Origin of the sequence: Actinokineospora cianjurensis, from assembly GCF_003663795.1 — a bacterium.
Classification (GTDB): domain Bacteria; phylum Actinomycetota; class Actinomycetes; order Mycobacteriales; family Pseudonocardiaceae; genus Actinokineospora; species Actinokineospora terrae.
Genome location: NZ_RCDD01000012.1, coordinates 15,325 through 40,334 on the forward strand (window position 1 = coordinate 15,325; position 25,010 = coordinate 40,334).

General features: G+C 70.9%; 20 protein-coding genes and 1 tRNA gene. 16 read left to right on the top strand and 5 right to left on the bottom strand.

Features of this window, described 5'->3' with window-relative positions:
• Nucleotides 1-164 precede the first annotated feature (164 nt).
• Nucleotides 165-728 carry a hypothetical protein gene (locus tag CLV68_RS32930; protein ID WP_121394953.1) on the top strand — a complete coding sequence of 188 codons (564 nt, stop codon included), beginning with the start codon at nt 165-167 and terminating at the stop codon, nt 726-728.
• A gap of 288 nt (nt 729-1,016) precedes the next feature.
• Here the strand turns inward: CLV68_RS32930 and CLV68_RS32935 are convergent, their stop codons facing one another.
• Nucleotides 1,017-3,149 carry a TerD family protein gene (locus CLV68_RS32935; protein ID WP_121394954.1) on the bottom strand — a complete coding sequence of 711 codons (2,133 nt, stop codon included), beginning with the start codon at nt 3,147-3,149 and terminating at the stop codon, nt 1,017-1,019.
• A gap of 42 nt (nt 3,150-3,191) precedes the next feature.
• Nucleotides 3,192-3,264 (bottom strand) — tRNA-Arg (locus tag CLV68_RS32940).
• 673 nt (nt 3,265-3,937) lie between these two features.
• Between CLV68_RS32940 and CLV68_RS32950 the strand changes: the two genes are divergently transcribed.
• The 7 genes from CLV68_RS32950 (at nt 3,938) to CLV68_RS32980 (ending at nt 11,454) form a co-directional block, all read left to right on the top strand.
• Entirely contained in the window at nt 3,938-5,173 is a 1,236-nt protein-coding gene (locus CLV68_RS32950; protein ID WP_211346861.1) for an MFS transporter, read from the top strand.
• Between the two features lie 8 nt (nt 5,174-5,181).
• Nucleotides 5,182-6,033: a cupin-like domain-containing protein gene (locus tag CLV68_RS32955; RefSeq protein WP_211346862.1), complete on the top strand. Its 852-nt coding sequence runs from the start codon at nt 5,182-5,184 to the stop codon at nt 6,031-6,033.
• Complete coding sequence (locus CLV68_RS32960) at nt 6,030-7,286, top strand: 8-amino-7-oxononanoate synthase family protein (RefSeq protein WP_121394956.1); 1,257 nt, start codon at nt 6,030-6,032, stop codon at nt 7,284-7,286. The genes CLV68_RS32955 and CLV68_RS32960 overlap by 4 nt, the downstream gene beginning before the upstream one ends.
• On the top strand, nt 7,283-8,146 hold the full coding sequence (locus CLV68_RS32965) for an HpcH/HpaI aldolase/citrate lyase family protein (RefSeq protein ID WP_121394957.1): 864 nt from the start codon (nt 7,283-7,285) through the stop codon (nt 8,144-8,146). Before CLV68_RS32960 ends, CLV68_RS32965 begins: the two co-directional genes overlap by 4 nt.
• Nucleotides 8,143-9,054, top strand: coding sequence for an acetaldehyde dehydrogenase (acetylating) (locus CLV68_RS32970; RefSeq protein ID WP_121394958.1), 912 nt, complete (start codon nt 8,143-8,145; stop codon nt 9,052-9,054). The genes CLV68_RS32965 and CLV68_RS32970 overlap by 4 nt, the downstream gene beginning before the upstream one ends.
• Entirely contained in the window at nt 9,051-10,055 is a 1,005-nt protein-coding gene (gene dmpG, locus CLV68_RS32975) for a 4-hydroxy-2-oxovalerate aldolase (RefSeq protein ID WP_121394959.1), read from the top strand. The genes CLV68_RS32970 and dmpG overlap by 4 nt, the downstream gene beginning before the upstream one ends.
• Before the next feature lie 475 nt (nt 10,056-10,530).
• Nucleotides 10,531-11,454, top strand: a complete 924-nt coding sequence (locus CLV68_RS32980; protein ID WP_211346863.1) for an ornithine cyclodeaminase family protein — start codon at nt 10,531-10,533, stop codon at nt 11,452-11,454.
• On the opposite strand, the gene CLV68_RS32985 is transcribed toward CLV68_RS32980, so the two are convergent.
• Nucleotides 11,451-11,942, bottom strand: coding sequence for a MaoC family dehydratase (locus CLV68_RS32985; protein WP_092786629.1), 492 nt, complete (start codon nt 11,940-11,942; stop codon nt 11,451-11,453). The genes CLV68_RS32980 and CLV68_RS32985 overlap by 4 nt on opposite strands.
• Before the next feature lie 77 nt (nt 11,943-12,019).
• Here CLV68_RS32985 and CLV68_RS32990 point away from each other — a divergent pair, with 77 nt between their 5' ends.
• The 8 genes from CLV68_RS32990 to CLV68_RS33025 all read left to right on the top strand — a co-directional run bounded on the left by CLV68_RS32990 (nt 12,020) and on the right by CLV68_RS33025 (nt 21,751).
• A complete protein-coding gene (locus CLV68_RS32990) occupies nt 12,020-13,354 on the top strand; it encodes a hypothetical protein (protein ID WP_121394961.1) in 1,335 nt (444 codons plus the stop codon).
• 178 nt (nt 13,355-13,532) lie between these two features.
• Complete coding sequence (locus CLV68_RS32995) at nt 13,533-13,859, top strand: hypothetical protein (RefSeq protein WP_121394962.1); 327 nt, start codon at nt 13,533-13,535, stop codon at nt 13,857-13,859.
• A 147-nt stretch (nt 13,860-14,006) separates the two neighbouring features.
• Nucleotides 14,007-15,464, top strand: coding sequence for a S1 family peptidase (locus tag CLV68_RS33000; protein WP_281274721.1), 1,458 nt, complete (start codon nt 14,007-14,009; stop codon nt 15,462-15,464).
• Nucleotides 15,454-17,673: a tetratricopeptide repeat protein gene (locus CLV68_RS33005; RefSeq protein WP_121394964.1), complete on the top strand. Its 2,220-nt coding sequence runs from the start codon at nt 15,454-15,456 to the stop codon at nt 17,671-17,673. Before CLV68_RS33000 ends, CLV68_RS33005 begins: the two co-directional genes overlap by 11 nt.
• Nucleotides 17,670-19,094 carry a VWA domain-containing protein gene (locus CLV68_RS33010; protein WP_147460262.1) on the top strand — a complete coding sequence of 475 codons (1,425 nt, stop codon included), beginning with the start codon at nt 17,670-17,672 and terminating at the stop codon, nt 19,092-19,094. Before CLV68_RS33005 ends, CLV68_RS33010 begins: the two co-directional genes overlap by 4 nt.
• Nucleotides 19,091-20,155 (top strand): hypothetical protein, encoded by a 1,065-nt coding sequence (locus CLV68_RS33015; protein ID WP_147460263.1) that lies wholly within the window; start codon nt 19,091-19,093, stop codon nt 20,153-20,155. The genes CLV68_RS33010 and CLV68_RS33015 overlap by 4 nt, the downstream gene beginning before the upstream one ends.
• On the top strand, nt 20,152-21,393 hold the full coding sequence (locus CLV68_RS33020; protein WP_121394967.1) for an ABC transporter substrate-binding protein: 1,242 nt from the start codon (nt 20,152-20,154) through the stop codon (nt 21,391-21,393). Before CLV68_RS33015 ends, CLV68_RS33020 begins: the two co-directional genes overlap by 4 nt.
• A 10-nt stretch (nt 21,394-21,403) precedes the next feature.
• Nucleotides 21,404-21,751 (top strand): CU044_2847 family protein, encoded by a 348-nt coding sequence (locus tag CLV68_RS33025; protein ID WP_121394968.1) that lies wholly within the window; start codon nt 21,404-21,406, stop codon nt 21,749-21,751.
• 582 nt (nt 21,752-22,333) lie between these two features.
• Here CLV68_RS33025 and CLV68_RS33030 read toward each other — a convergent pair.
• Together CLV68_RS33030 and CLV68_RS33035 are read right to left on the bottom strand one after the other, a co-directional pair.
• A complete protein-coding gene (locus CLV68_RS33030) occupies nt 22,334-24,529 on the bottom strand; it encodes an MMPL family transporter (protein WP_121394969.1) in 2,196 nt (731 codons plus the stop codon).
• A gap of 362 nt (nt 24,530-24,891) precedes the next feature.
• On the bottom strand, nt 24,892-25,010 hold a 119-nt coding region (locus CLV68_RS33035; protein WP_211346864.1), incomplete at its 5' end, for a fasciclin domain-containing protein.

A 25,010-nucleotide genomic window follows, 5' to 3' on the forward strand; every position in this document is an offset into this window, starting at 1 on the left:
GGCTGCGACCAGGCTCGAGGGGACTCGGGGCGGGTGCACGTTCGGCCAGCACGGACGCAGGCGATGGGCAGGCGCACGACGGGGTGTCGTGGCGAAGCGGATCTTCCACACGCTCTAGCCGCAGGTGCGGCACTTCCGGACGAACTTCACGGAGGACTGAAGCCTTGACCAACAGACGGATCCTCGGCGCCCTCGGCGCGGCCGCGGTGCTCATGCTGGCGCTGGTGTCCCCGGCGGAGGCGGGCGACTGGAACGCGCCGTTCTCCGGTGATGTCGACGGCGATGGGCTGGGCGACGTGGTCACCCTCGGCGCCAGTGGTGGGTCGACGTGCTCGGTGCGGATCGCCCACGGGTTGACCGGCGGCGGGCACGGCACCGCGACCACCTACACCTACCCGAATCCCACCAACTACCCGCTCTGCGGCGACATGGGCGAGGTCGTCGACCTCGGCGGTGACGGCACCAACGAGATCGTGATCACCGACTACGACACGTTCAACCCCGCGGACGCCTTCTTCGTGCTGCGCCAAACCGGCCCGACCGCGGTGACCTTCATCAGCAAGCAGTACGGCAACACCATGCCGAACCGCGTCTGGCAGACCGACTTCAACGGCGACGGCCGACGCGACCTCTGCACCTACACCGACCAGGGCGGGGGCGTCGACTACTACCTCAACACCGCCTCCGGCGGGCTGTCGTGGCTCCACCCGGCCCCGGGTGGCTGCTAGAACGCCGACATTCCACGACGACGGCACGGGTTTCCTCACCCGGATCCCGTGCCGACAGTCGAGACGGTCGGGCGCGCAGTGGGAGTGGTCAGCGGAAGCAGCGGACGTAGTCGGGGATCAGGTGGACGACTCCTCGCAAAGGAGTGAGGAGAGGGAAGAGGCTGGATTCGTCCTGAGCGAGTGAGAAGGAAGCCTCTTCATGGCCTCACTGTGCGAGGAGAGTGCGCGGACTAGTCCAGGAAAGGGTAGGAGGAAGCCCGCGCATGGCCTCACGTTCGTGCATCTTACTCAGTGCGGCACCAGTTCCGACAACCGATCCAGTGTGATGAACGTCGACCCCTCAGGCAGGCCGTCAGGTCGGTGTAGGCCGATGAACGTCACCGGCGAGTCGACCCGCAGGCCAGGGTGCCACGGAACAACGGAGCCTGCCTTGGCCGCGAGCATGTCGACCATATGACCAACGGTCAGGTACTCGCGGTATGCGATCGTGGCCGCGAGCGCGCTCGTGGTGAGGTTGTTGGCCTCCGTCCGGTTGAAGCGCGGCGAACCGGTCAGGTACAGGTGCAGCCAGGTCGCGCTCCACTCCCCCGACTCGTCTCGGCCGAACATGACCGGTAGCGCTACCCGGCCCGCACCGCGCATGTCGGAGCGGGTACGGACCGTACGCGGTTCGAACGGTGCGCCTCCTTGGTTCTCGTTGCGCAGCATCCATCCGAACATCGACTCCGCGACCTGCGTGAAGTTCTCCCCCGAGTAGATGTGCACCTGTGGGACTACGTACTGCGCCGTGACCGCGTGCAGCGGGACGTCGATGAACTCGGTAGCACCATCCGGTGCCTCGGTGAGGTCGCCGGAATAGACAGCGCCATCGCCGTGGTAGTTCGTCCATGACACGTGGTCCACGTACTCGAAGTTCTCATCCAGCAGCAAAGCGGACAGGTCGAAGTCGGTGCGCTCCTTAGCCTGACGCCAGTAGGTGAAGAACCGCAGCAGGCCATCCTCGATCGGCATCCGGGTACCGCGCGGGAGCACGCCGAATCCGCCAGCGGTCGCCTTACCGGACAAAGGCAGGGCTACCGACAGCACATCCGGGTCGACCACCAGTCGCGAGTACACCGGAACGCGCAAAGACAACTCAGCATCGAACATGCCTGTGGCAGCGCGCATCACCTCTGGCGTCAGTCGCGGCCGCGTGTCCGGCGCGATCCAGGGGCGACCAGCGCGGTTGACGAACACTCGCGCGGGATCGCGCCGAGCTCGGTTGCGCAGGTGCTCGCGCATCGAACACAGCACCCGGCCCGACACTGAGCCCAGCACCGACCCCGCGGCAGCCATGACCTCGTCGACCTGGTCACCCGAGGCGTCACGCAGCAGCCGGTCCAGCGAGCGGATCAGCAAGCCAGGAGCCGCCGTGAGCACCCGCGCCGCCTGGCCCATCTCGCCGTCCGCCATCGCCAGCTCCGCCCGCGCGGCCAGCGTCCGCACAACTCGCTCACCACGGGCCACCGCGAACACGTCCTGGGCATTGGGGAACGCCGGGTACTCGTGCGGGTGCAGCCGCTCACCGAGCCGCTTGAACCGGCCCGAGTAGCGGTTGACGTCACCGAGCTTGCTCGCGCTCACCTGGTCCAATGCCGCCATCAGCACGCGGCGCTCACTGCGGCGGAACCCGCGGAACCGGGTCGACTCGACCAGCGTCACGTCACCGCCGCTGGCCTGGCACGCGACCCGCAGCACGTCGACCACGGTGTCGATGGCCACCAAGGGCAGGCCCGCCGCCAACCGGGCAGCGTTCACCGCCGCCCGGTTCTCGCGCACCGGCATCGACTCGGGCACCATGTCCACGCGCAGCGCCGCGAGATCGGCGAGCAGGACCAGGTCCGACGCCTCCAGCGGCGTGGTGGACCCGGCCAGCGCGAGGTAGGTCGAGGTGATCTCGTCGTCCAACCCGCCACCGAGGTGGACGACGGTCACGCGGTCCTTGATCGAGGGCGCCAGCTCGTCGTGCTCGGCGATCATCTGGGCGTAGGTGTGCTGGACGCGGCCGTAGGTCGAGAACGCGAGCAGGTTGATCGCGCCCAGGCCGAGCCGGGACTCCCCCGAGGCCGTGCGCAGCATCTGCCGCCAGAACGCGTGGGTCGCGGGTACGCCCTGCGGGAAGGCGCGGAAGTACGGGTTGTGCTCGACCTGGTCGCCCACGAGTTCGCGGACGGCGCCGAGCACCTCGATCGCCAGGTCCACCGCCACGGGCCTGGCCAGCGTCGCGACGTGCTCGACCAGCTCGCCCGCCGCCTTGAACCCCGCGCTCATCAGCGCCACGTCGAGCTGACGGGCCACCGAGACGCTGTCGCCCGCCGGGCCGTCCACCCGCGGGACGCGCAGGTTCCGCTGGGTGAGGCGAGTGCGCGTGCTGCCGACCATTGTTGTTCCTCTGGCTGTTTCGGTGTGTGTTCGCAACGGCAGCGCTCCTACCAGGACTCGAACCTGGGATCTCCGCGTTCGTAGCGCGGCGCTCTCTCCACTGAGCCATAGGAGCCGGGATCACTCAGGGAACCACTAGGGGTGTCCGGAATGGGAAAAGCCACCCTGGCCGGACTCCCCGGCGGGTGGCTCCTGGTGTGCCGACCTTGTCAGATCACCGTAAGAGCCCCCGGCTGCCCGGCGTCCGATATCCGGGCACCAGGCGTGCGCCGCGGCTGCGGCGGTCGGTGGTGGTGCTCGGCATGTCCGACTCCTGGGGCGTTGGGGTGTCGGCGCCATCGTCACCCAGGGCGACCAGCGGCGTCAACGGATATCCGGTGCGCCCCAGGTCGTTGGTTGCGACCTGGCGCGCACCCCTAACGGTCGTCACGGTGGGTGCGATGACCACCCTGGCGAGCACGCAGCGACCGACCGGCGAACGGAAAGGGAATGGACGTGGACGAGACCGGACTTTTCCCGCCGAAATCGGTTTCGCGGGTCCGCCGAAAATCCCCGGCACGGGTGAGCCGGATTGGGCCGTTCAGCCGCAGTCGTGGTCGCGTTCGGCGGAATTGACACCCGGTGATGGCCCACCTAACATGGCGAATCGCCGCCTGGAGCCGGGTTCGGGGGTGACGGGGGCGCCGGTGCGCATTTCGGCGGGGACCACGGTTCGACGGTATTCTCCGGTGCGGGTATTTCCGTCGGCAATCACATTCCACGGGCTCAATCACACCGACAGGAGCATTGTGTCAGGGGCCGCTAAATCCGGGTTCGGGGCGTATCCGCGGCTGCTGCGGGAGCCGGGCGCGCTCACCCTGGGCCTGTACGGGGTGGTCGGCCGGTTCCCGATCGCGATGCGGTCGCTGGGCTGCCTGCTGCTGGTGGCCGCGATCAGCGGGTCGCTGGCCGGTGCCGGTGTGGTCGCCGCGGCGATGCTGGTGTCGCAGGGGCTGGCCAGCCCGGTGCTCGGCAGGCTCGCCGACCGCGTCGGCCAGCGGAAGGTGCTGCTGACCACCTGCCTGGTGCACGCGGTCGCGCTGAGCACGCTGGTCATCGCCATCGTCCTGGGTGCCCCGCTGCCGCTGCTGGTGGTCGCCGCGATCGCCACGGGCTGCGCGTCGGTGTCGTTCACCTCGTTCATGCGGGCGCGCTGGGCCGCGCTGGTCGAGCAGGGCACGCTGCGCACCGCCTACGCGCTGGAGTCGGTGCTCGACGAGACGATCTTCCTGCTCGGTCCGCTGCTGGTCACGGTGCTGGCGACCGCCGTGCACCCGGCCGCCGGACTCGTCGCCTGCGTCGCGTTCACCACCGTCGGCTCGATCGCGGTCGCCGCGCACACCCGGTCCGAGCCGGTGGTCGAACCGGTGCCCGATGGCGGCGGGCAGCGGGCGATCGCGGTGACCGGGGTCCAGGTGCTGATGGTCGCCTACGCCGGGATGGGGTTCCTGCTCGGCGCGGTGGACGTGACGATGGTGGCGTTCGCCCGCGAACAGGGGACACCGGGGCTGGGCGGGGTATTCCTCTCCTTGACGGCCGTGGGCAGCCTCGCCGCGGGCGCGGTGTTCGGGGCGGTCGACTGGCGGCTGCCCCAGGAGCGGCTGCTGGTGGCCACGAGCACGGTGCTGGCGATCGGCGCGGTCCCGTTGGCGTTCGCGGGCTCGTCGCCGGTGATGGCCGGGCTGGCCGTGGTCGCCGGGATCGCGATCGCGCCCGGCCTGATCGCGGGCAGCACGCTGCTGGAGGCGCTGGCCCCCAAGGGTTCGCTGTCGGAGGGCTTCTCCTGGCTCTCCAGCGCGGGCGCGCTGGGCATCGCCCTGGGCACCGGGGTGGGCGGCTGGCTCGCGGAGTCCGGTGGGTTCGAAGCGGCGGCCTGGGCCGCGGTGGGTGGCGCGGTCGTCGCGGTGGTCCTCAGCGCCACCGGGCAGCCCGCGTTGCGCAGGAGGAGACCGGTGGAACCGGGAATGGCGGCACGAGAACAGTGAGGGATGCAGTGAGCACAGAACCGGTCGAGCTGGGGGGCCTGCCGGTCCCCAGGATGGACTTCGAGGAGTTCCTCGCCTTCGGGCGCGAGGCGCTGATCCGCGCCGACGTCCCGGTGGTCATCAACCTGCCGGACAGCATCAGGGGCCTGGGCCGCGACGGCGTCGCCGAGCGCCTCGGCCAGATGCGGGTGACCCTGTTCACCGAGCCGAGCGACAAGCAGAACTCGAAGCGCTGGACCACCAAGGAGATCCAGCTCAGCGAGTTCTTCGCCGACGAGCGGTACCTGACCGACCCGGGGACGTGGAACCGGATCGTGTCCAACATCCGCAACAACCCGGCCGACGTCAACGCCATCCTCGGCTTCGACGCCGAGGAGCTGTTCGACTACCAGCGCTCGCTCAACGCGGCCAACCTGTGGATCAGCCACAAGGGCGTGTTCACCCAGAGCCACTTCGACGAGCTGGAGAACTTCAACATCGCGCTGCAGGGCCGCAAGCGGTTCGTGCTGGCCCCGCCCGGGTTCTGGGAGTACTACCCGCGCTCGATCCGGCAGGGCTTCGGCGACAAGTCGCAGGCGTTCGACTTCGACAACGTCGACCCGCGCCGCTTCCCCCGCCTGGTGGACAAGCTCGCCGAGCGCCGCGAGCTGGTCCTGGAGCCCGGCCAGATGCTGTACCTGCCGCTGGGCTGGTGGCACCAGGCGGAGTCGCTGGAGGACATGAACATCAACATGAACTTCTGGCTCAAGGACACCAAGATCTTCCGCCGTCCGTACGTGCTCGGTGTCGCGCTCTACACGGCGGCGTTCCGCAAGCTCAAGGGCGTCTACAACTACCAGCCCGCCGAGAACGCGTCATGACCGACCTCAGCGATGTCGCCGCGCGCAAGGTGATCACCCCGACGCACCGGTACCGCAACAACGACAAGGCCGTCGGGGTCGGTAACGCCTTCTGGGACCGGTCGGAACAAGAGGGTGTCGCCGGGATCGTCGCCGAGTTGGACAACGGTGTCCTACGCACGGCGGCCGGTCACGAGTTCGTCAACTTCACCTGCTGCTCTTACCTCGACCTCGACTCCCACACCGACGTGATCGAGGGCGCCGTTACCGCACTGCGGCGGTTCGGCGTGCTCGACCACTGCATCCCGCGTAGCCGCGTGCAGATCCCGGCGCTGTTGGAGCTGGAGTCGTCGCTGGGTGAGCTGTGGGGCGGCGACGTCATCACCGCGATCTCCGCGGGCGTGGCCAGCGCGGGCCTCTTACCGCTCATAGCGTCCGGACACCTGGGCAACGGGGTCAGGCCGGTCATGGCCTTCGACAAGAACTGCCACGTGTCGATGGCGGGCGCGAAGCCCTCTTGCGCTGATGAGACCGAGGTACTCACCGCGCCGCACCACGACGTGGACTACCTAGAGGACCTCTGCCGCCAGTACGAGCGGGTTTGCTACGTGGTCGACGGCGCTGACAGCCTTGGCGGGTACGCCCCGGTGCAAGAGCTGGCGGTACTGCAAGAGAAGTACGGCATGCTCGTCTACTACGACGACTCGCACTCCGTGTCCGCCTACGGCGAGCGCGGCATGGGTTACATCCGCGCGCACAACCCGATCCGCGACGAGCGCACCATCACCGTGGCGACGCTGAACAAGGCGTTCGGTACTAGTGGCGCGGCGATCGTGCTCGACGGGTACGGCAAGCACGCGCATAGAGTCATCGAGCGGTTCGCGGGCGCGTTGTGCTACTCGCAGCCGATGAACACCGCCGCCGTCGGAGCCTCGCTGGCCTCCGCCGAGATCCACCGCGGCCCGGAACTGGTCGCACTGCAGGACCGGCTCAACACCAACATCGCCCTGTTCGACTCGCTGATCAGCACCGAGCAGGCCGGGACCAGCTACCCGATCCGGGTCGTGCCGATGCCCGACGACGCGGTGATCGACGCAGGCCGCACGGTCTACGAGGCCGGGTTCTACGTCTCACCGGTGTTCTTCCCGATCGTCGCGCGCGGTACCGCCGGGCTGCGGGTCATGCTGCGCGCGGGCCAGACCGAGGCCCAGATCCGGCGGTTGGGCGAGGTGCTGGTCGAGGTGGGTGCCCCAGCGGCAGAGGTGTCCCCGTGACTGCCCGGGCCATCCCGCGCAGCATCCTCTACACCCCCGCGCTGTCGCTGGAGCGGGTGGTCAAGGCGTGGTCCTACGACGCGGACGTGCACCTGATCGACCTGGAGGACGCGGTCCCGCCGCAGGAGAAGGCGGCGGCCAGGGTGGTGTGCCGGGCCGCGCTGGAGCAGGCGCCGCGCCCCGAGAACACCGCGGTGCGCGTCAACCAGCTCGGCACGCTCGCGGCCGTGCACGACCTGGTCCTGCTCGCCGAGTCGCCGGTCAAGCCCGGGTTCGTGGTGATGACCATGGTCGAGTCGGCGGTCGAGGTGGCGCTGCTGCGGTCCACCCTGGCCGAGGCGGGCGCTCACCCGCAGATCTACGTCACGGTCGAGACGGTCGCGGCGCTGCGCGACATGGACGCGATCGCGGCAGCCGCGGACGGGCTGGTGCTCGGCTCGGCCGACCTGGCGGCGACATTGGGCGTGCCGATCACCTGGGCGGGGCTGCTCGCCGCGCGCCAGGAGATGGCGCTGGCCTGCGCCCGGCACGGCAGCGGCTGCGTGGACACGGCCAACTTCCGCCTCGGTGAGCCCGACGTGCTCGCCGAGGAGATCACCCGCGTCAGCGAGCTGGGCTTCCACGGCAAGGCGACCGTGCATCCCAGCGAGCTGGACGCGATCAACTCCGCGCTGCGGCCCGACCCGGAGCAGGTGCGGGCCGCGCGCCGGGTCACCGAGGCGGTCAGCGCCGCCGAGGGCGGTATCGCCGTGCTGGACGGGAACATGGTCGGCCCCCCGTTCGCGCGCCTGGCCCGCGCCACCGTCGCGCTGGGCGACGCCTGGTCCGAGCGGTTCGGCCGGAACGGAGGGACACCATGACCGTCTCCGAGCTCGGACTGGCGGGTCGCATCAGGGTGGGGGTGATCGGCACCGGCGCGATCGGGCAGGACCTGGTCAGCAAGGTGCACCGCTCCCCCGTGCTCGAGTGCGCGCTCGTCATCGGCCGCAACGCCGCGTCCGACGGGTTGGCGTACGCGGCGCGGTTGGGGTACCCGGTCAGCGACGGCGGCATCGATGCGGTGCTGGCGGCCGACCGGCCGTTCGACGTGCTGTTCGACGCCACCAGTGCCGCCGCGCACGGGGAGCACTGGCGGCTGCTGGCGGACGTGCCGACGCTGCTGGTCGACCTGACGCCGAGCAAGATCGGGCAGATGGTGGTGCCGACGGTGACCGGGGTGCGCGGGGTGACCGGGCGGGACGTGAGCCTGATCAGCTGCGGCGGCCAGGCGTCCATCCCGGTCGCGCACGCGCTGGCCGAGCGGTTCGCGGTCGACTACATCGAGGTCGTGTCCACAGTGGCCAGCACGATCGCGGGCCGGGCGACGCGGCTCAACCTCGACGAGTACGTGGCCACGACCCAGCACGCGGTCACCACGTTCACCGACGTCGCCGAGACCAAGGCGATCCTCAACATCAGCCCGGCGGTGCCGCCCGCGACGTTCCGCACCGCCGTGCACGCCGTGATCCCCGGGGCGGACGCTGCCGCGGTGCGTGCCGTGGTGGACGAGGTCGCCGCGCGGGTGCGGTCGTTCGCGCCCGGGTACCAGGTGACGGCGTGCTCGGTGGCGGGCGAGCGGGTCGTGGTGTCGGTGGAGGTCACCGCGACCAGCGACGTGCTGCCGCCGTACGCGGGCAACCTCGACATCATCAACTCGGCCGCCATCCTGGTCGCCGAGCAACACGCGGCCCGGCTGAGCCCGGCCGCGGGAACAGGGGCCCGGGCATGACACCGGTGGTGGTCCACGACCCGACGTTGCGCGACGGCCAGCACGCGGTGCGCCACCGGCTCGGTGTCGCCGCACTGCGCGGGTACGCCGAGGCCGCGGACGCCGCCGGGGTGCCTGTTGTGGAGGTCGGGCACGGCAACGGCCTCGGTGCGTCGTCCATGCAGGTCGGGCGCGCGGCGGTCAGCGACGACCTCATGTTGTCGACTGTTCGGGAAGCGTTGCGCCGCAGCAAGATGGGCGTGTTCATGTTGCCCGGCTGGGGCACGTCGAGCGATCTGCGCAAGGCTATTGCGCACGGGGCCGACGTCATCCGCATCGGTGTGCACTGCACGGAGACGTCGCTGGCCGAGCGGCACCTGGGCTGGCTCGCCGAGCAGGGCGCCGAGGGGCACTGCGTGCTGATGATGAGCCACATGGCCTCCGCGGCCGAGCTGGCATCGCACGCCGCCGCCGCGGTGGGCTACGGTGCTCGCGCGGTCGGCTTGATGGACTCGGCCGGGTACTTCCTGCCACAGGACGTGACCTCGCGCATCGGTGCGATCGCGGCGGCTGTCGATGTGCCGGTGATCTTCCACGGTCACAACAACCTGGGCATGGCGGTCGCGAACTCGGTGGCCGCGGCGCAGGCGGGGGCGCGGATCATCGACGGGTGCGCGCGGGGATTCGGCGCGGGCGCGGGCAACACGCAGCTCGAGGTGCTGGTGCCGGTGCTGGAGCGGACCGGGTTCAGCACCGGAATCGACCTCTACGGCCTGCTGGACGCGGCCGACTTCGCCGAACGCGAGCTGATGCCCACCCCGCCGACCACCGGGACCCTGAGCATCGTCAGCGGCCTCGCCGGGGTGTTCTCCGGCTTCAAGCACCAGGTCCTCGACGCCTCGACCCGCGCGGGGGTGGACCCCCGCGACGTCTTCTTCGAACTCGGCCGCCGCCAGGCCATCGCGGGCCAGGAAGACCTCATCGTCGACGTGGTCACCGAACTGGGTCGGACAGCAGTCTGATGCGGACCCTCGTGCTCCCCCCGGACCGGTCGGCCTCTCCTGCCCCGCCGCAGGCCCCATCGCAGCCTCTTGTCGACGCGAGTGGACTCGACCCCCGGTTGCTCAACCTGCACCCTGCTGCCCTGTCGCACCGCGCGCACCCTGCGGCCCCCTGGCACCGCGCACACCCGTCAACGCCAATCCGGTCCTCAGCCCCACCTGGATCCCTTACACCACAACGAACTCTCACCCTATCGCAACCGCTTCGCGCCCGCGGTCCCGACCCTGCCCAGCCCCCACCCTCTCCGGGGGGCGTCCCAGTGCCAGTCTATCGGCACCCCCCGACAGTGGATCTTGGAACAGGGGGTCACAAGATCCAGATGTGGATAACTTCTGTCGCTGGAACGGGTGAAAGTCGGCAGGGGCTGGGCCGGGGTGCGCCTGGTCACGGGGCTGGCATCGGATGGGTGGGCGTGAGAAAGGGAGGAGTGGGTTGATGCGGGTCATCGGGGCGGCGGAGATGGCGGGGGCTGAGGTGCGGGTGGTCGACGCGCTGGCGGAGGTGTTTGGGGATCTCGCGGCGGGGAAGGTGAACTCGCCGTCGCGGACGGTTGTGGGGCATGGGGTGGATCGGCAGTTGTTGGCGGGGACGGCGATCTGGGAGCGGCGGGGGGTGGGGAGCGTCAAGATCACCACGTTGACGCCCGACAACCCCGCGCGTGGGTTGCCGTTGATCCACGGAGTGGTCGTGGTGACCGACCTGGCGACCGGGCAGGTGACAGCGCTGCTGGACGGGGCAGAGTTGACCGCCGTGCGCACGGGCGCCGTGGCGGCGTTGGCGACCAGGCTGTGCGCGCCCGCCGATGCCGAGGATCTTGCGATCGTCGGCGCGGGTGTGCAGGGGCGGGCGCTGGTGCGGGCCGTGTCCGCAGTGCGGCCGATCCGGTCGGTGCGGGTGTTCTCGCGAACCCCGGCCAAGACCGAGGAGTTCGCGGACTGGGTGCGGGCCGAGTTCGGGCACCGGGTCGAGGTCCACGACACCGCCAAGGCCGCCGTGGCCGACGCCGCGGTGATCTGCACGGCGACGTCGACCAGTGGTACCGATCCGGTGGTGCGGGCCGACTGGATCGCGCCGGGTGCGCACGTCAACATCATCGGCGGGACCGACGAGGAGGCCATCGAGGTCGGCCCGGCGTTGCTGGGCACCGCGCTGGTCGTCGTCGAGGAGCGCGACGCCGCGCTGGAGGACGCCGGGGAGGTGCGGGCCGCGATCGGGGCCGGGCTGATCGGGCCGGGTGACCTGGTGGAACTGGGCGACCTGGTCACCAGCGGGTACGTCCCGGATGGCCGGACGACGGTGTTCCGCGGCGTCGGCATGGCCATCGAGGACACCGCCGCCGCGGCCGCCCTGACGTGCTAGCCCTGCTCGCGGCAGCGGACCAGGAAGGACCGCTCGAAGGTGATCACCGTCTCGCCGGTGGACTTGGTGCCGGTGGTCTCGACGGTGATGATCCCGTTGCCCGGCCGGGACTTCGACAGCCGCTTGGCCAGGATCCGGCTGGTGGCGTAGAGGGTGTCGCCGACGAACACCGGGTCCTTGAGCCGCACCTTGTCCCAGCCCAGGTTCGCCACCGCCCGCGCGGACAGCGCCTGCACGGTCATCCCGCCGACCAGGCACAGGGTGATGCCGCTGTTGACCAGGACCTGCCCGTACTCGGCCTTCGCACCGTAGGCGGTGTCGAAGTGCAGCGGGTGCTGGTTCATGGTGAGCAGCGTCAGCCAGGTGTTGTCGGTCTCGGAGATGGTGCGGCCGGGCCAGTGCCGGATCACCATGCCCGCGGTGAAGTCCTCGTAGTCGCCGCCGTGCTCCTCGACGAACTCGTTGTCCCCCACCTGGCGCAGCGTCATCGGTCTCCCTCTCGTCGGTTGCCAGAACCGTACCCCGCCACGCCCTAGTCCACAGTAGACACCTCGAAGGAATCCCGATGTCCGGTAACCACCCGTGGTTCGGCGACCACCTCATCGCCCCGGCCGCCGCGCCCGCGACCATCCGCGACATGCTGCGGCACGAGATCCGCGACACCGGATGGCCTTACCAGCCGCTGATGCCCGCTGCTCCCCTGGCCTTGCCGCGCGCGTCCTACGCCGAGCTCTACCGGGCGACGGTGGCGCTGATGGACCTGGTGCGTCGGGTAGCCCTGGAGACGGCGGACACGACTGCGGGTCGGTTAGCGGCTTACGGGATGCCCGAGAGTGAGAACCAACTGTTCGTCGCGGACCAATTCATCGAGGAACGGTACGCGGACTGCGTGGTCCGGCCGGACGTGGTGATCGGGCCGGACGGGCCGCGGTTCCTGGAGTTCAACGTCAGCGGCGCGCTGGGCGGTCCGGTCGAGACGCACAGCAGGATGCTGGTGTGGCGGGCGCTGCACGGTGACACCGACGGCCGGGTGCCGTTCGGGTTCCACTCGCCGTTCGCGGTGCGGGCCCGGATGTTCCAGGACCTGGCCGCCGAGTTGGGGGTGGCGCCGCGGGTCGCGTTGGTGGGCAGCGCGCTCGACCAGGGTGTCGAGTCGACCCGGTACTTCGACATCGAGGCCGACTACTACGCGGCCCACGGCCTGCGCGCGCGGTTCTTCTCGCCGGAGGACCTGCACGAGGCGTGGGACTGCCCTGCGGCTCTCCGGTATCCGTTGGGACTGCGCAACTTCACCATCCCGGACTGGGACGAACTGGGCATCGACACCGCGCCGGTCCAGGAGGCGCTGGACAACGACGTGCTGCTGGTGGGTACGCAGACCTCGACGTTCCTGGCCAGCAAGCTGACCATGGGGCTGCTGTCGGAGGGGCGGCCGTGGATGAGCGCGGCCGAGCGGGCGCTGGTGGCGCGGTACCTGCCGTGGACGCGGGTGCTGTCGGACCGCAAGACCACGGTCGCGGACCGGCCGGTGGACCTGGTGCGGTACACAGTGGACAACCGGGAGCGGTTGGTGTTGAAGGAAGGACTGGGGATGAGCGGTAAGCAGGTGCTCATCGGCTCGACCACCGACGCCGCCGAGTGGGAGACCGCCGTCGTCGCCGCGGCCGCCACGGGCACCAGCATCGTCCAGGAGTTCATCACCCCCGCCACCTGCCGCGCAACCCTGATCAGCGACGACGCCGACACCCCGCACGAGGCCGACATCGCCCCCGTCCTCGGCCCCCTCCTCTTCGGCGGCCGCCCCGCGGGCATCTTCACCCGCTTCTTCGCCGACGGCCGAGCAGGCATCGTCAGCGTCATGGGCAACAAGGCCGCCGACAACTGCGTGGTCTGGGTCTAGCCCTTGGCCCGCCCGCGCTGTCGCCGATGTGCGGCTTAACACTCGTGCCCGAGGCAGGCAGGTGGCGGCGCATGTCGAATCCGGCAGAAGAGCGCCCCAAACTCCGGAACCTCTGCCGTGTTGGGTGTGGCATGCTCTGGCTGCGTCGCGCGTCTACAGAACTGGGGAGGTTCCAGTAGTGGGTGTACCCGACATCCTCTATGGAGCCCTGACCGCGTCCCTGGAGGAGGTGGGCAGTGCCATCGCTGCCGCGACCGGTCTTGAGTTCGAACTCCGGGAGAGCTCCTATGTGGGCGTATACCTGTGTGCCCTCGGGGACGAACTCGAGATCGTCACTCAACCCACCCCGGATGACGATCCGATGGAGGACGACTTCGCCGGCTACGCGGTACTCGTGTACGTCACTGTCCGCGACCTACGTGACCTCACTGACCTACCAGTCGGTGGCGATGTGCTCCGCCGCCTCCGGTACGTCCTCGAACCCAGCCTCCAACGCAGTGAGTGAACCTGGCACTCCGGTTCGCTGGTAGACGCCTTGTCGTTCAGGTGATCATCCGACGGTGCGGGCGGGGTGGGTCTCGTGTAGGCCGAACGAGTGGTCTGCTCGGATGGTGGTGAAGATCGACACCGGTGGTCCGTATCGTCGCCGGGGGTGTGGGCCGGTGCGGACAGTGGAGTCCCAGAGCCTTGGCGGGTCAAGGTACGTGACGCCCGCGGTGATGCCGTGGGAGCGGGGATTGCCCTAGCGGGCGGGATTGTGCTCACGTGCGCGCATGTCGTGTCGGCCGCGGTGGGTGCGGCCGAACGGACCGCCCCCGAGCAACCGATCCGAGTGACCTTCGACGCCATGCGAGGCGAGCCGGAGGCGGCAGCCGTCGTACTACCGGACTGCTGGGCGCCGCAAGGGGCTGACGGTAGCGCCGACATCGCCCTGTTGCGCCTCACCAGCCCGCCGCCGACCAACGTAAGTGCCATGTTGCTCCGCCTCGGCGTACCGAGGAACCGCGAGGTGCGCGCATACGGCTACCCGCGCCAACACCCCGACGGCGTCTGGGGCGCGGCAGTGCTGGCGGGCTCGACCGGTCCTCACGGCGAATGGGTGCAACTCGACGCGCGGGTGCCGGGTCAGTTGGTGCGTCGGGGATTCAGCGGCGCGGCGGTGATCGACGACAAAACCGACGCCGTTGTGGGCATGGTCGTCACCGCGCACACCGACGACGGCGAGGGTCTCGCCTGCATGGTCCCGGTGCGGACACTGGTGCGGTACGTCCCCAGGATCGCGGAGTGGGTCGGCTCCGAGGTCGTCGCACCCGGCATCGTCAGGTTCGGTGGTCCCCGCGCGCCCACCGCCGACCGGACCAGGGTGGAGTTCGACGCCGCGAGCACCCCCGTCGAGCTGCTGGGCAAGCGGCTGCATGACAGTGTGATCCGCGCGAGGTCCGGGCCGACGGGCGAGTCCACCCCGGTCCTGGTGGCGCTGACCAACGTCGACCTCGCGCGGCAACCCGACGTCGTGCTGCACGAACTGGCCAAACCCCTCGCCGAGGGCGCCGAGGTGGAACTGCACTTCAGCGATGACAGCTCCCCCGGCCTCGACCAGGCGCGGCGCTGGCTCGACGAGGAGATCGTGGCCAGGACCGCCGTGCTCGGCGAGCGGCTCGACACCCTGGAGCGGACCGAGCAGGCGTTGTTGCGCAGGCTGGCCGAGGTCGGTGCCGTCGTCGGCCCGTTGCCGCTGATCCACCTGTCCGCGCGGGAACTGCGGCTGAGGCTGGACGTGCTCAGCGCCGAGGTGCCCGGGGTCGACGCGCCGAGGGTGCGTGCCGCGTTGGCCTCGACCGAACGCAAGGCCGAGCGAGCCGAGCGGGCGGCAACCGCGGCGGCCGAGGAGGTCGAGGCCCTGCACACGCGGTACCGCGACGCCATGGACCTGTTGCGCGCGTACCACGCCCTGGCCGTCGACCACGGATTGCTCGAGGACGAGCGGCTTTCTGCCGTACACCGCCCGGCCGCTGGCGCGATGGCGGCCCGACCCTGTCAGATCGACGCGGCCGAGCCCGTGGTGTCGGCCTACGTCCTGGCCGTCCGGAGGCAGATCCATGGTCGCTGAGCCAGCGGAACCGCTCCTGCACTGCGGGGTGCCGGTGAGCCCGACCGGCTACTGCGACGAGTGCGGCCGCAAGGTGTCGCCCCGCGCGATCGTGCCGACCACCGACCGGCCCGCCTTCTGGGCCAGGGGTTCCAGCGCCACGCGCGAGGTCTCCGCGGTGTTGCCGCCCGCGCGCTCGGTGGACCCGGTCGACCGGCTGGGGTCGGCGACGTCCTACCCGATCGACCGCCAGTTCTGCGGGAACCCGCGCTGCGGCAAACCGGTGGGCCAGGGGTTCGCGGGCCAGCCGTCGCTGATGGAGGGCTTCTGCGGCTCGTGCGGGCTGGCGTTCTCCTTCAACCCGAAGCTGCGCGCGGGTGACCTGGTCGAGGGCCGCTACGCGGTGCGCGGCACGGTCGCCAGGGGCGGCCTGGGGTGGATCTACCTGGCCAGGGACACCCGGCTCGGCGACAACCTCGTTGTGCTCAAGGGTGTGATCAACTCCGGCGACGTCCGGGCGCTCGAGCTCGCCGCGGTGGAGCGGGACACGCTCATCCGGCTCGACCACGAGAACATCGTGCGCATCGTCGACTTCGTCGGCCACCCCCGGCACGACCGACCGGACAGCCCGGTCGACGAGTACATCGTCATGGAGTACGTCGCGGGCAGGACCTTGGCGGAGGTGGTGCTGGACCCGGCCGGGCTGCGCCTGGAGCACGTCGTGGTCTACGCCGAGCGGATCCTCTCCGCCATCGGCTACCTGCACGACACCGGGTTGCTCTACTGCGACATGTCCCCCGCCAACGTGATGCACACGGGCAGCACGGTCAAGGTGATCGACCTCGGCGCGACCCGACCGGTCGAGGACAAGGACAGTCCCCCTGTCCACACGCGCGGGTTCAGCGTCGACGCGAACGAGATCAAGGTCCACGGCGTGACCGTCCGCTCCGACATCTACGCCATCGGCCAGACGCTGCGGGCGCTGCTGCAAGCCGTGCCGCCCGACCCGGACGACGCCGAGAGGTCGTTGTCGCGGCTGCTCGACCGCGCGACCGCCACCCACGACGCGCGGTTCCCCTCCGTGGCGGCGATGCGGGAACAGCTCGACGCGGTCGGCCGGGAGATCCGGTCGCTGCGGGACGGCTCCCAGCGGCCGGCCAGGTCGGCCTGGTTCGCCGAGTCGGCCGACCTGCTCGACGGCGGCCTCGGCGTGGTGCCCGGCCTCGCGCAGTGGGCTCGGGGTGTGCCTGCCTTCGAACCTGCCCCGCCTGCGCCTGCCGAGATCGCCGCGCGCCTGCCCGCTCCCGCGATCGCCCACGATGACCCGGCGGTCACGTTCCTGTCGGACCTGGTGGCCCTCGACCCCGGCGCGCTCCTGCGCAAGCTGGACCAGACCGGGGCCGACACCCCGGAGATCGCCTTCTGCCGCGTGCGGGCGCACCTGCGCCGCCAGGAGACCGAGCAGGCAGCGGTCGCGCTGGGCCGGGCCACCGACCTGCTCGGCGGGTCATCGGCGAACGACTGGCGAACGCACTGGCACACCGGCCTGATGTCGCTCGCGAACGGCGGGACCGCGGCGGCGCGGACCTCGTTCAACCAGGTCTACACGATGCTGCCCGGCGAGGACGCGCCGAAGCTGGCACTGGCGCTGTGTTGCGAACACCTAGGCGCACAACACCTCGACGAGGCTTGGTGGCTGCACCACGTGGTGCTCAACCGGGACCACACGCAGGCCAACGCCGCGTTCGGGCTCGCCCGGCTGGCGCTGCGCGAACACCAGCGGGCGACCGCGATCAAGGTGCTCGACCAGGTGCCCCGGGTGTCGCGGCATCACGACGCGGCGAACGTCGCGGCGGTGCGGGTGCTGTCCGCGCGGTTGGGCGACCACGACCCGACCCCGGCCGACCTCGCCGATGCCGCGGTCCGCGCGGTGGACCTGTTCGACGGCGTGGACGACGGGGGCGAGTCGCGGGACCGGCTCACGCTGGTGGTGCTGCACGCGGCGTTCACCCACGTGCTGGCGGGCAGGGCTTTCCCGCTGCCCGACGACCAGGATCCGGCCCGCGCGGCCAGGATCGCCGACGTCCTGGGCGACCCGGTGGCCGAACCCGGGCTGCGTGCCCGGATGGAGGAGGCGTACCGGCGGCTGGCGAAGCGCTCCCGGCTGCGCCTCGAACACGGCGCCCTCGTCGACCTGGCCAACACCGTGCGGGAGATGACCAGGTGGTGACCCACGAGAACCCCGCGACCGGCCGCGATCCGGGCAGCCGGGCCGCGGTGGACCTGCGGGTCAGCCAGAACACCTACGTCTCGGCGGCCGATCCGGCGGTGCCCGCGGTGATCACCGTGCGCGGCGCGGCGGGGCACCCGTCGGCGGCCTCGGCGGTGGTGCTGCTGATGGACTGCTCCGCGTCGATGGACTGGCCGCCCAGCAAGATCGCCGCCGCCCGGCAGGCCGCGGTCGCCGCGATCGACGCGGTGCGCGACGACGTGCTCTTCGCCTTGGTGCAGGGCACCGAGTCCGCGTCGATGGCCTACCCGGCCGAGGCCCGTCTGGTGCCCGCGACCCCGGAACACCGGTCAGCGGCCAAGTCGGCGGCGCGCAGGCTCGCCGCGGCGGGTGGCACCGCGATGGGGACATGGTTGGCGTTGGCCCGCAAGCTGTTCGCGAACCACCCCGACCACATCAAGCACGCGATCCTGCTGACCGACGGGCACAACCAGTCCGAGGCGGGGTGGGTGCTGCGCGCGGAGTTGGCCAAGTGCGCCGGGCTGTTCACCTGCGACGCCCGCGGCATCGGCGACGACTGGGACCCGCTGGTGCTGCGCGAGACCACCACCGCGCTGCGGGGACGGGCCGACGCCGTGGTGGCCGAGGCCGACCTCGCCGCCGACTTCCGCCGGGTGATCGACGCCGCGACCGGCAAGGTGCTGGCCCGGCTGCGGCTGCGGATCACCACGATGCCGTACGCCACGGTGCGCGCGCTGTGGCAGAAGTCCCCCGACGACGTCGACATGACCGGTGATCTCCAGCGGCCCACCACGCGGACGGCGGAGGTCGACACCGGGGCGTGGGGTGCCGAGACCCGCGAGTTCCTGCTGAGCCTCGACCTCGACCCGGCGGGCCTCTCGGCCGCTGAAGAGGTCCAGGTGGGCCGGGTGGAGCTGCTCGCGAGCGACGGCGAGGTGGTCGCCGGTCCGGTGGCCGTGCTCGCCAGGCTCACCGCGGACGAGGTGTTGTCGAGCAGGCTGGACCCCAAGGTGCAGAGCTACCTGGTGCGCGACGAACTGGGCGCGGCCATGACCGCGGGGTGGAACGCCCACGGCAGGGACGACACCGCCGAGGCCCAACGGCACTGGGGCGAGGCGGTGCGCCTGGCCACCGAACTGGGCGACGCCGAGGCGCTGCACCGCCTCCGCAGGCTGGTCGAGGTCGACGACGCGCGCACCGGCCGGGTTCGGCTCCGTCCGGACGTGCGTCCGCGCGACGCGTTCTCAGTCTTGCTCGGCGCCACGATCACCGGCGCCGATCCACCCCCTGCCGCACAACCGGCAGCGACCGGCCCGAACATCACCTGCGGCACCTGCCAACGGATATCCCCGGCGGGCACCACGGCCTGTCCTCAGTGCGGCACGAGGTTCGACCAGTGACCACATGGGCGCGCGTGTGGTGGCGGCAGGCGGCGTTGTTAGCGCTGACTTTGGCCCTGTTGGTCTGCGCGGTCGCGGCGGTGGGCGGAGCTAGAGGGGCAGTGCGGACGGCAGGGTCAACCGCGGCACCGGCGCTCCTAGAGGTCATGGCCGTGCGGTCTGCGTTGGCACGGGCTGACGCGGCGGCGATGAGTAGCTTCCAGACCGGGCAGGCCAGGCTGACGGGGCCTGGTGAGGACTACCAAAGTCAACTCGCGCAAGCAGGTCAACGGCTCGCGCAGATCGCCGAGCACAACGCCGCCGGGGAGCACGCGAGCCGGACCCTGCAGGTGGTGGAAGGGCTCGTGGTCGCCTATTCGGGCGCCGTCGGGCGGGCCGACTCGTTCCTGCGGTCCGATCGGGGATCGGCGTTGGGCATCGCGGCGTTGTGGGACGCGCACCGGCTGCTCTCCGCGCCGGACTCGGGGATCCTCGCCCAGCTAGACGTGCTGGCCGCCCAGCAGCGGGCCTCGCTCGACGAGCAACTCGGCCACGGGTGGATGTCGGGTTGGGTGGTCCCGCTGTGGGCGCTGCCCGCCGTCGCGCTGCTCGTGCTGCTGGTGTGGACGCAGGTGTTCCTGCGTGCGCGCTTCCGGCGCGCCCTCAACGCCCCGCTGATCGCCGCGACGGTGCTGGCCGGGCTGGTGGCCGCCGTGCTGGCCGTTGTCGTCGGGCATGCCCACCGGGAGGTCGCCGCGGTCGACGAGGCGGTGGCCGCGGTGTCGATGCCCGCCGACGCGTTCCTGCTCGTGGGCGAGCGCAAGCTGGGTGACCTGCTGGCCGGGCAGTGCGCGGGTCAGTGCGGCGACGCGGTCGACGCCTTCGTCGGATCCCTGCCCGCGACCGTGGCCGAGCCGGACCGGGCGATCGCGGTCGCCGAGGTCGGGCCGGTGTACGAGCGGCTCGCCGGGGTCGCCGAGCTGTGGGTGGTGCTGACCGTTCCCGCGCTGCTGGCCGTCGCCGTGCTCGTCGTGGTGGGCCTGCGGCCGCGCCTGGAGGAATACAGGTACTCGTCGCGATGAGAAGACTCGTGCCGTTGCTGCTCACCGCGCTCCTGCTGTCCTCGGGGGCATGCGGTCTGCGCCAGGAGACGCTGACCGTGCTCGCTTCGTGGACCGGCGACGAGGAGGTGGCGTTCCGGACGGTGCTCGACGCGTTCACCGAGAAGACCGGCATAGCGGTCACCTACACCGGGACCAGGGCGCTGACCCAGGTGCTGCAGACCGACGTGCAGAAGGGCGGCCCACCCGACATCGCGGTGCTGCCCAGCCCAGCCGAGGTGGTGCGGTACGTGCGCGCGGGAGCGGTGAAGCCCATGGCGGACGCCGTCGTCGGAGAGGCACCCGACGCCTACAGCGCCCAGTGGCGCGCACTGCGCACAGCCGGGACGGACACCGTGCACGCGATCCCGGTGAAGGTCGACCTGAAGAGCATCGTCTGGTACGACCCGGCGGTGGTTCCGGCGCCACCGGGTACGTGGGCCGAGTTGATCGCGCTGACCGAGCGGCTGCGGACCGCCGGGCGGGCACCGTGGTGCGTCGGCCTGGCCGCGGCGCCCGCGTCCGGCTGGCCGGGCACCGACTGGGTCGAGGACATCCTGCTGCACCAGGCCGGTCCCGAGGTGTACCGGCGGTGGGCGGCTGGGACGCAGGCGTGGACGTCGGCAGCGGTCCGGCAGGCGTGGCTGACGTGGGGTTCCCTGGTCTTCCCGCCGGGATCGGTCCGCGGCGGCGTGCGGTCCGCGCTGGTCACCGACTTCGGGGACGCGAGCAAGTCGCTGACCGGGGGCGGGTGCGCGCTGGAGCACCAGGCGTCGTTCGCCATCGGGGGCCACCGCGACGCCGACTACTTCCCGTTCCCCTCGGTCGAGCCGGGCAACGCCGGACTGGCGGAGGTCTCGGCGGACCTGGCGGTCGCGTTCACCGACTCCGGCGCCACCCGCGCGTTCATGGCCTACCTCGCCTCGGCGGACGGCCAACGGATCTGGCCCGCGCGCGGCACCGCCTTCTCCCCGCGCCGGGCGGTCGAGCAGCACGGCACCGAGATCAGCACCCGGATAGCCAGGACACTGGCCGACTCCCCCGGCCTCTGCTTCGACGCCTCGGACCTGATGCCCGCCAGGATGAGCGGCGCGTTCCAACGGGCCGCCCTGGCCTACCTGGCCGACCCGACCCAGCTCGACACGCTGTTGACCGACCTGGACCGGGTGCGGGTGGGCCTGGCCGACGACGAGCGACTCGATGTCGCCTGTGGACGATGAGGGGAAACCGGTGAGCGAGTTCGTCGAATACCGCCTCGACGGCGGCGGCACGGTGTCGATCGAGGTCGAGGAACAGCCCGGCATGGCCCGCGCGGGGCGTGCGGCGACCGTCCTGCGCGAGGCGACCGAGACCCTCGACCAGGCGTTGGCCAACGTCCGGGCCGCCGCCTCCGCGGCGCTCGGGCAGTTCCGCGCGATGGCCAACAGCCCGGACGAGATCGAGATCAAGTTCGGGGTGAAGCTGGACGTGCAGGCGGGCGCGGTGATCGCGCGGACCGGGTTGCAGGGTCAGTTCGAGGTCAAGCTCAAGTGGATCCGCTCGGAGGCGGAGGACGAGGTCCCGGACCCTGAGGGCTGACGGGGAGCCGGCTGTTGGTCCTGCTCGGACGGGGACGGTTCGCTGTGGGTTCTGGTACGGCTCGCCGTAGGCCCCGATTCCGCAGGCACTCCTGCCCGGGTCGCTAGTGCGTTGGTCGCGATCCGCCGGAAGTCGGGGCGTAGTGCGATCGAGGTGCCTCAACTCCGATCTTGACTCCTGCGTGGAGACGCTGCCCGATCACGAGCTCGGCCGGGACGATCTGGGCCTGGGGCGAGCGGCGGTTGTCGGTCCAGGCCGACGCGGCCGATGATCTGGACGGGCGTGGGCAGATCGACACGGCGAGCGGGTCCACCACCATGCGGTGGACGATCAGGAAAGGTCCGGCACCCCTGTGTCGCGGGCCGCGTGGGGACCTGCGGTGGACCGGCTACAAAGGACCGCCTGTCTGCCTGCGGTCAGACTGCACAATCGAGCAACCTGGCGATATTCCTCAACTTGGTCGCGGTTCCCTGGCCTGGCGACAGACATCGAGAACGTTCGGACCGTCTCACCGCCGCCGAGGCGAGGATCGCCGTCGGTCACGCGCGGAAATCGAAGGGAAGCTGTCCGGCGGCCAGGGCTCTAGTGGTGGGCGTCGTGGGGTGCTGGGTGGGATTCGGGGGTGGGTTCGGTGCTGGACTGGGTGGGGATGTCGCGTTCGAGGGCGGCGCCTTCGACGTCGAGTTCGGGGAGCCAGTGGAGCCAGGTGGGTAGGGACCAGGCGTGGTGGCCGAGGAGGGTGAGGGCGGCGGGGACGGCGATCATGCGGACGATGATGGCGTCGAAGAGGATGCCCATGGCCAGGGCGAAGCCGATGGGTTTGATGGTGGCGTCGCCCTCGGGGACGAAGCCTGCGAAGACGGCGAACATGATGGTGGCGGCGGCGACCACGACCGGGGCGGACTGGCCGAAGCCGGTGACGATGGCCGGGCGGGGTTCGGCGCCGTGGGCGTACGCCTCGTGCATGCGGGCCACGAGGAACACCTGGTAGTCCATGGCGAGGCCGAACAGGATGCCGACGATGATGATCGGCGACAGGCTCATCAGCGGGCCGGTGGAGTTGCTGTTGACCACCGCCGACAGCCAGCCCCACTGGAACACCGCGGTCGTGGCGCCCAGCACCGCGCCGATGGTCAGCAGGAAGCCCAGCACGCCGACCACCGGCACCAGGATCGAGCGGAACACCAGGATCAGCAGGATGAACGCGAGCCCGACCACCAGCGCCAGGTAGATCGGCAGCGCCTGGTCGAGCTTGTGCGAGATGTCGATGCTGACCGCCGTGGTGCCGGTGACGTACACCTGCGCGCCCGCGGTGTCGGCGATGTTGTCGCGCAGGGCGTGGACGAGGTCGTTGGTCTCGGTGGCGTCCGGCCCGGATGCCGGGATGACGGTGATCAGCGCGGCGGTGCCAGCCTGGTTGGGGCGCGGGGGCGCGACCACGGCGATGTCGGACTGGGCGGCGACCTCGTCGCGGATCGCGGGGGCGCGGGTGACGGCGTCGGCGCCGTCGATGAGGACCAGCAGGGGCGCGCTGAAACCGGGGCCGAAGCCGGTCTCGACCAGCTGCTCGGCGTGGGCCTGGGTGCTGTCGCGGTCGGGGTGCTGGACGAGGGAGGTGTGCAGCGAGAGCACCGGGATGGCGATCACCAGCAGCGCGATGACCGCGCCGAGAAGGGTCAGCCACGGGTGCCGCGTCACACCGTGCGACCAGCGGCGGTAGAAGCCGTGGTCGGCGTGCACCGGCGAACCCTCCACACGGGACCGTCGCGGCAGCGCCTTGCGGCCGACGAAGCCCAGCATCGCGGGGACCAGGGTGACCGCGATCAGCACCGCGAACACGATCGTGCCCGCCGCGGCGAGGCCCATCTCGGTCAGGAACGGGATGCCCGCCACGGACAGCCCGGCCAGCGCGATGACCACCGTGAGCCCGGCGGTGACCACGGCGGACCCCGCGGTGCCGACCGCCATCGCGGCGGCCTCCTCGACCGGGCGCCCGGCCAGCAATTCGTGGCGGAAGCGGGTGATGATGAACAGCGCGTAGTCGATGCCGACCGCCAGGCCCAGCATCACCGCCAGCACGGGGGTGGTCGCCTGCAGCTCGATGAACCCGGTGAGAGTCGTGATCCCCAGCGCGCCGATGCCGACGCCGACCACCGCGGTCAGCAGGTTCATCCCGGCGCTGACCAGCGACCCGTAGGTGATGGCCAGCACGAGCAGCGCGACGACCACACCGATCATCTCGGCGGGCCCGCCGACCTGGCCCTTGGCCTGCAACACGTCACCCCGGACCTCGACGGTGAGGCCGTCCGCGCGTGAACGCTCGACGAGGGAGGTCAGCGCTGTCCGCTGGTCGTCGGTGACCTCGGGCGCGGTCACGCCGTAGGACACCGTGCTGTAGCCGATGCGCCGGTCCTTGGACACGACCGGGTTGGCCGGGTCCACCGGATCGGTGGCCGCGACGACACCCGGTAGCCGCCGCAGCTCGGCCACGATCCCACTGACCTGCTCGGCAACCTGGGTCTCCACGAGCGTCCGACCCGCGGGCGCCTGGACCACGACCTGCGCGGACCCACCACTGGACGCAGACCCGAACCGCTCCCCCATCAGCTCCAGCGCGGTCGTGGACTCCTGCCCCGGGATCCGGAAGGTAGTAACCGTGGGACCGGACAGCGTCACCGCCCCCACCCCGGACGCCACGAACACCAACAACCACACCACCGCGACCAGCACCCGACGCCGCACAGAGGTCAACCCGAGCCGATACAGCAGCACTGCCATCGCAAGCCACCCGCGCCTTCGCCCGCGGTGCCGCCGACCTCGGCAGGGTCACCGCGCTCTGGTCCACCCGGCCGTCCCGGGTCCACAGTGGTCGCTTACAGAGTTCCCCCGCATGTCCGAACCCGCCCACCAAGTCCCGCGTTCGGGTGACGCACCGGTCACGGGGGTGTGGTCCTGGTCGCGTCCGTCGTCGAGCGCGTCGCCGATGTGACGATCCGGACTTCGGCGCCCGCGTGATCGCTTGGCGGTACGCAGGCCGGAACGGGCTGTGCCCGCTGGTCCCGGGTGGGGACAGCGGGCACAGCCTGGAGCGGTCACGCTTCCCCGCAAGCCGGTCCTAGGGGCCGGGGCCGCGTGGCGGCTCAGCTCTGGGGGATGAGGACCGTGTCGATCAGGTACACGGTGGCGTTGGCGGTCTTCACGCCGCCGCAGATCACGTTGGCGTCGTTGACCTTCAGGTTGTCGCCGGAGCCGGTGACCT

Coding starts and splice junctions, on each gene's coding strand:
- CLV68_RS32985 (WP_092786629.1), bottom strand. CDS start 11,942: ATGACGCTGCGCCAGGTGGGGGACAACGAGTTCGTCGAGGAGCACGGC.
- CLV68_RS33030 (WP_121394969.1), bottom strand. CDS start 24,529: ATGGCAGTGCTGCTGTATCGGCTCGGGTTGACCTCTGTGCGGCGTCGG.
- CLV68_RS33020 (WP_121394967.1), top strand. CDS start 20,152: ATGAGAAGACTCGTGCCGTTGCTGCTCACCGCGCTCCTGCTGTCCTCG.
- CLV68_RS32980 (WP_211346863.1), top strand. CDS start 10,531: ATGCGGGTCATCGGGGCGGCGGAGATGGCGGGGGCTGAGGTGCGGGTG.
- dmpG (WP_121394959.1), top strand. CDS start 9,051: ATGACACCGGTGGTGGTCCACGACCCGACGTTGCGCGACGGCCAGCAC.
- CLV68_RS32990 (WP_121394961.1), top strand. CDS start 12,020: ATGTCCGGTAACCACCCGTGGTTCGGCGACCACCTCATCGCCCCGGCC.
- CLV68_RS32960 (WP_121394956.1), top strand. CDS start 6,030: ATGACCGACCTCAGCGATGTCGCCGCGCGCAAGGTGATCACCCCGACG.
- CLV68_RS32970 (WP_121394958.1), top strand. CDS start 8,143: ATGACCGTCTCCGAGCTCGGACTGGCGGGTCGCATCAGGGTGGGGGTG.
- CLV68_RS33005 (WP_121394964.1), top strand. CDS start 15,454: ATGGTCGCTGAGCCAGCGGAACCGCTCCTGCACTGCGGGGTGCCGGTG.
- CLV68_RS32935 (WP_121394954.1), bottom strand. CDS start 3,149: ATGGTCGGCAGCACGCGCACTCGCCTCACCCAGCGGAACCTGCGCGTC.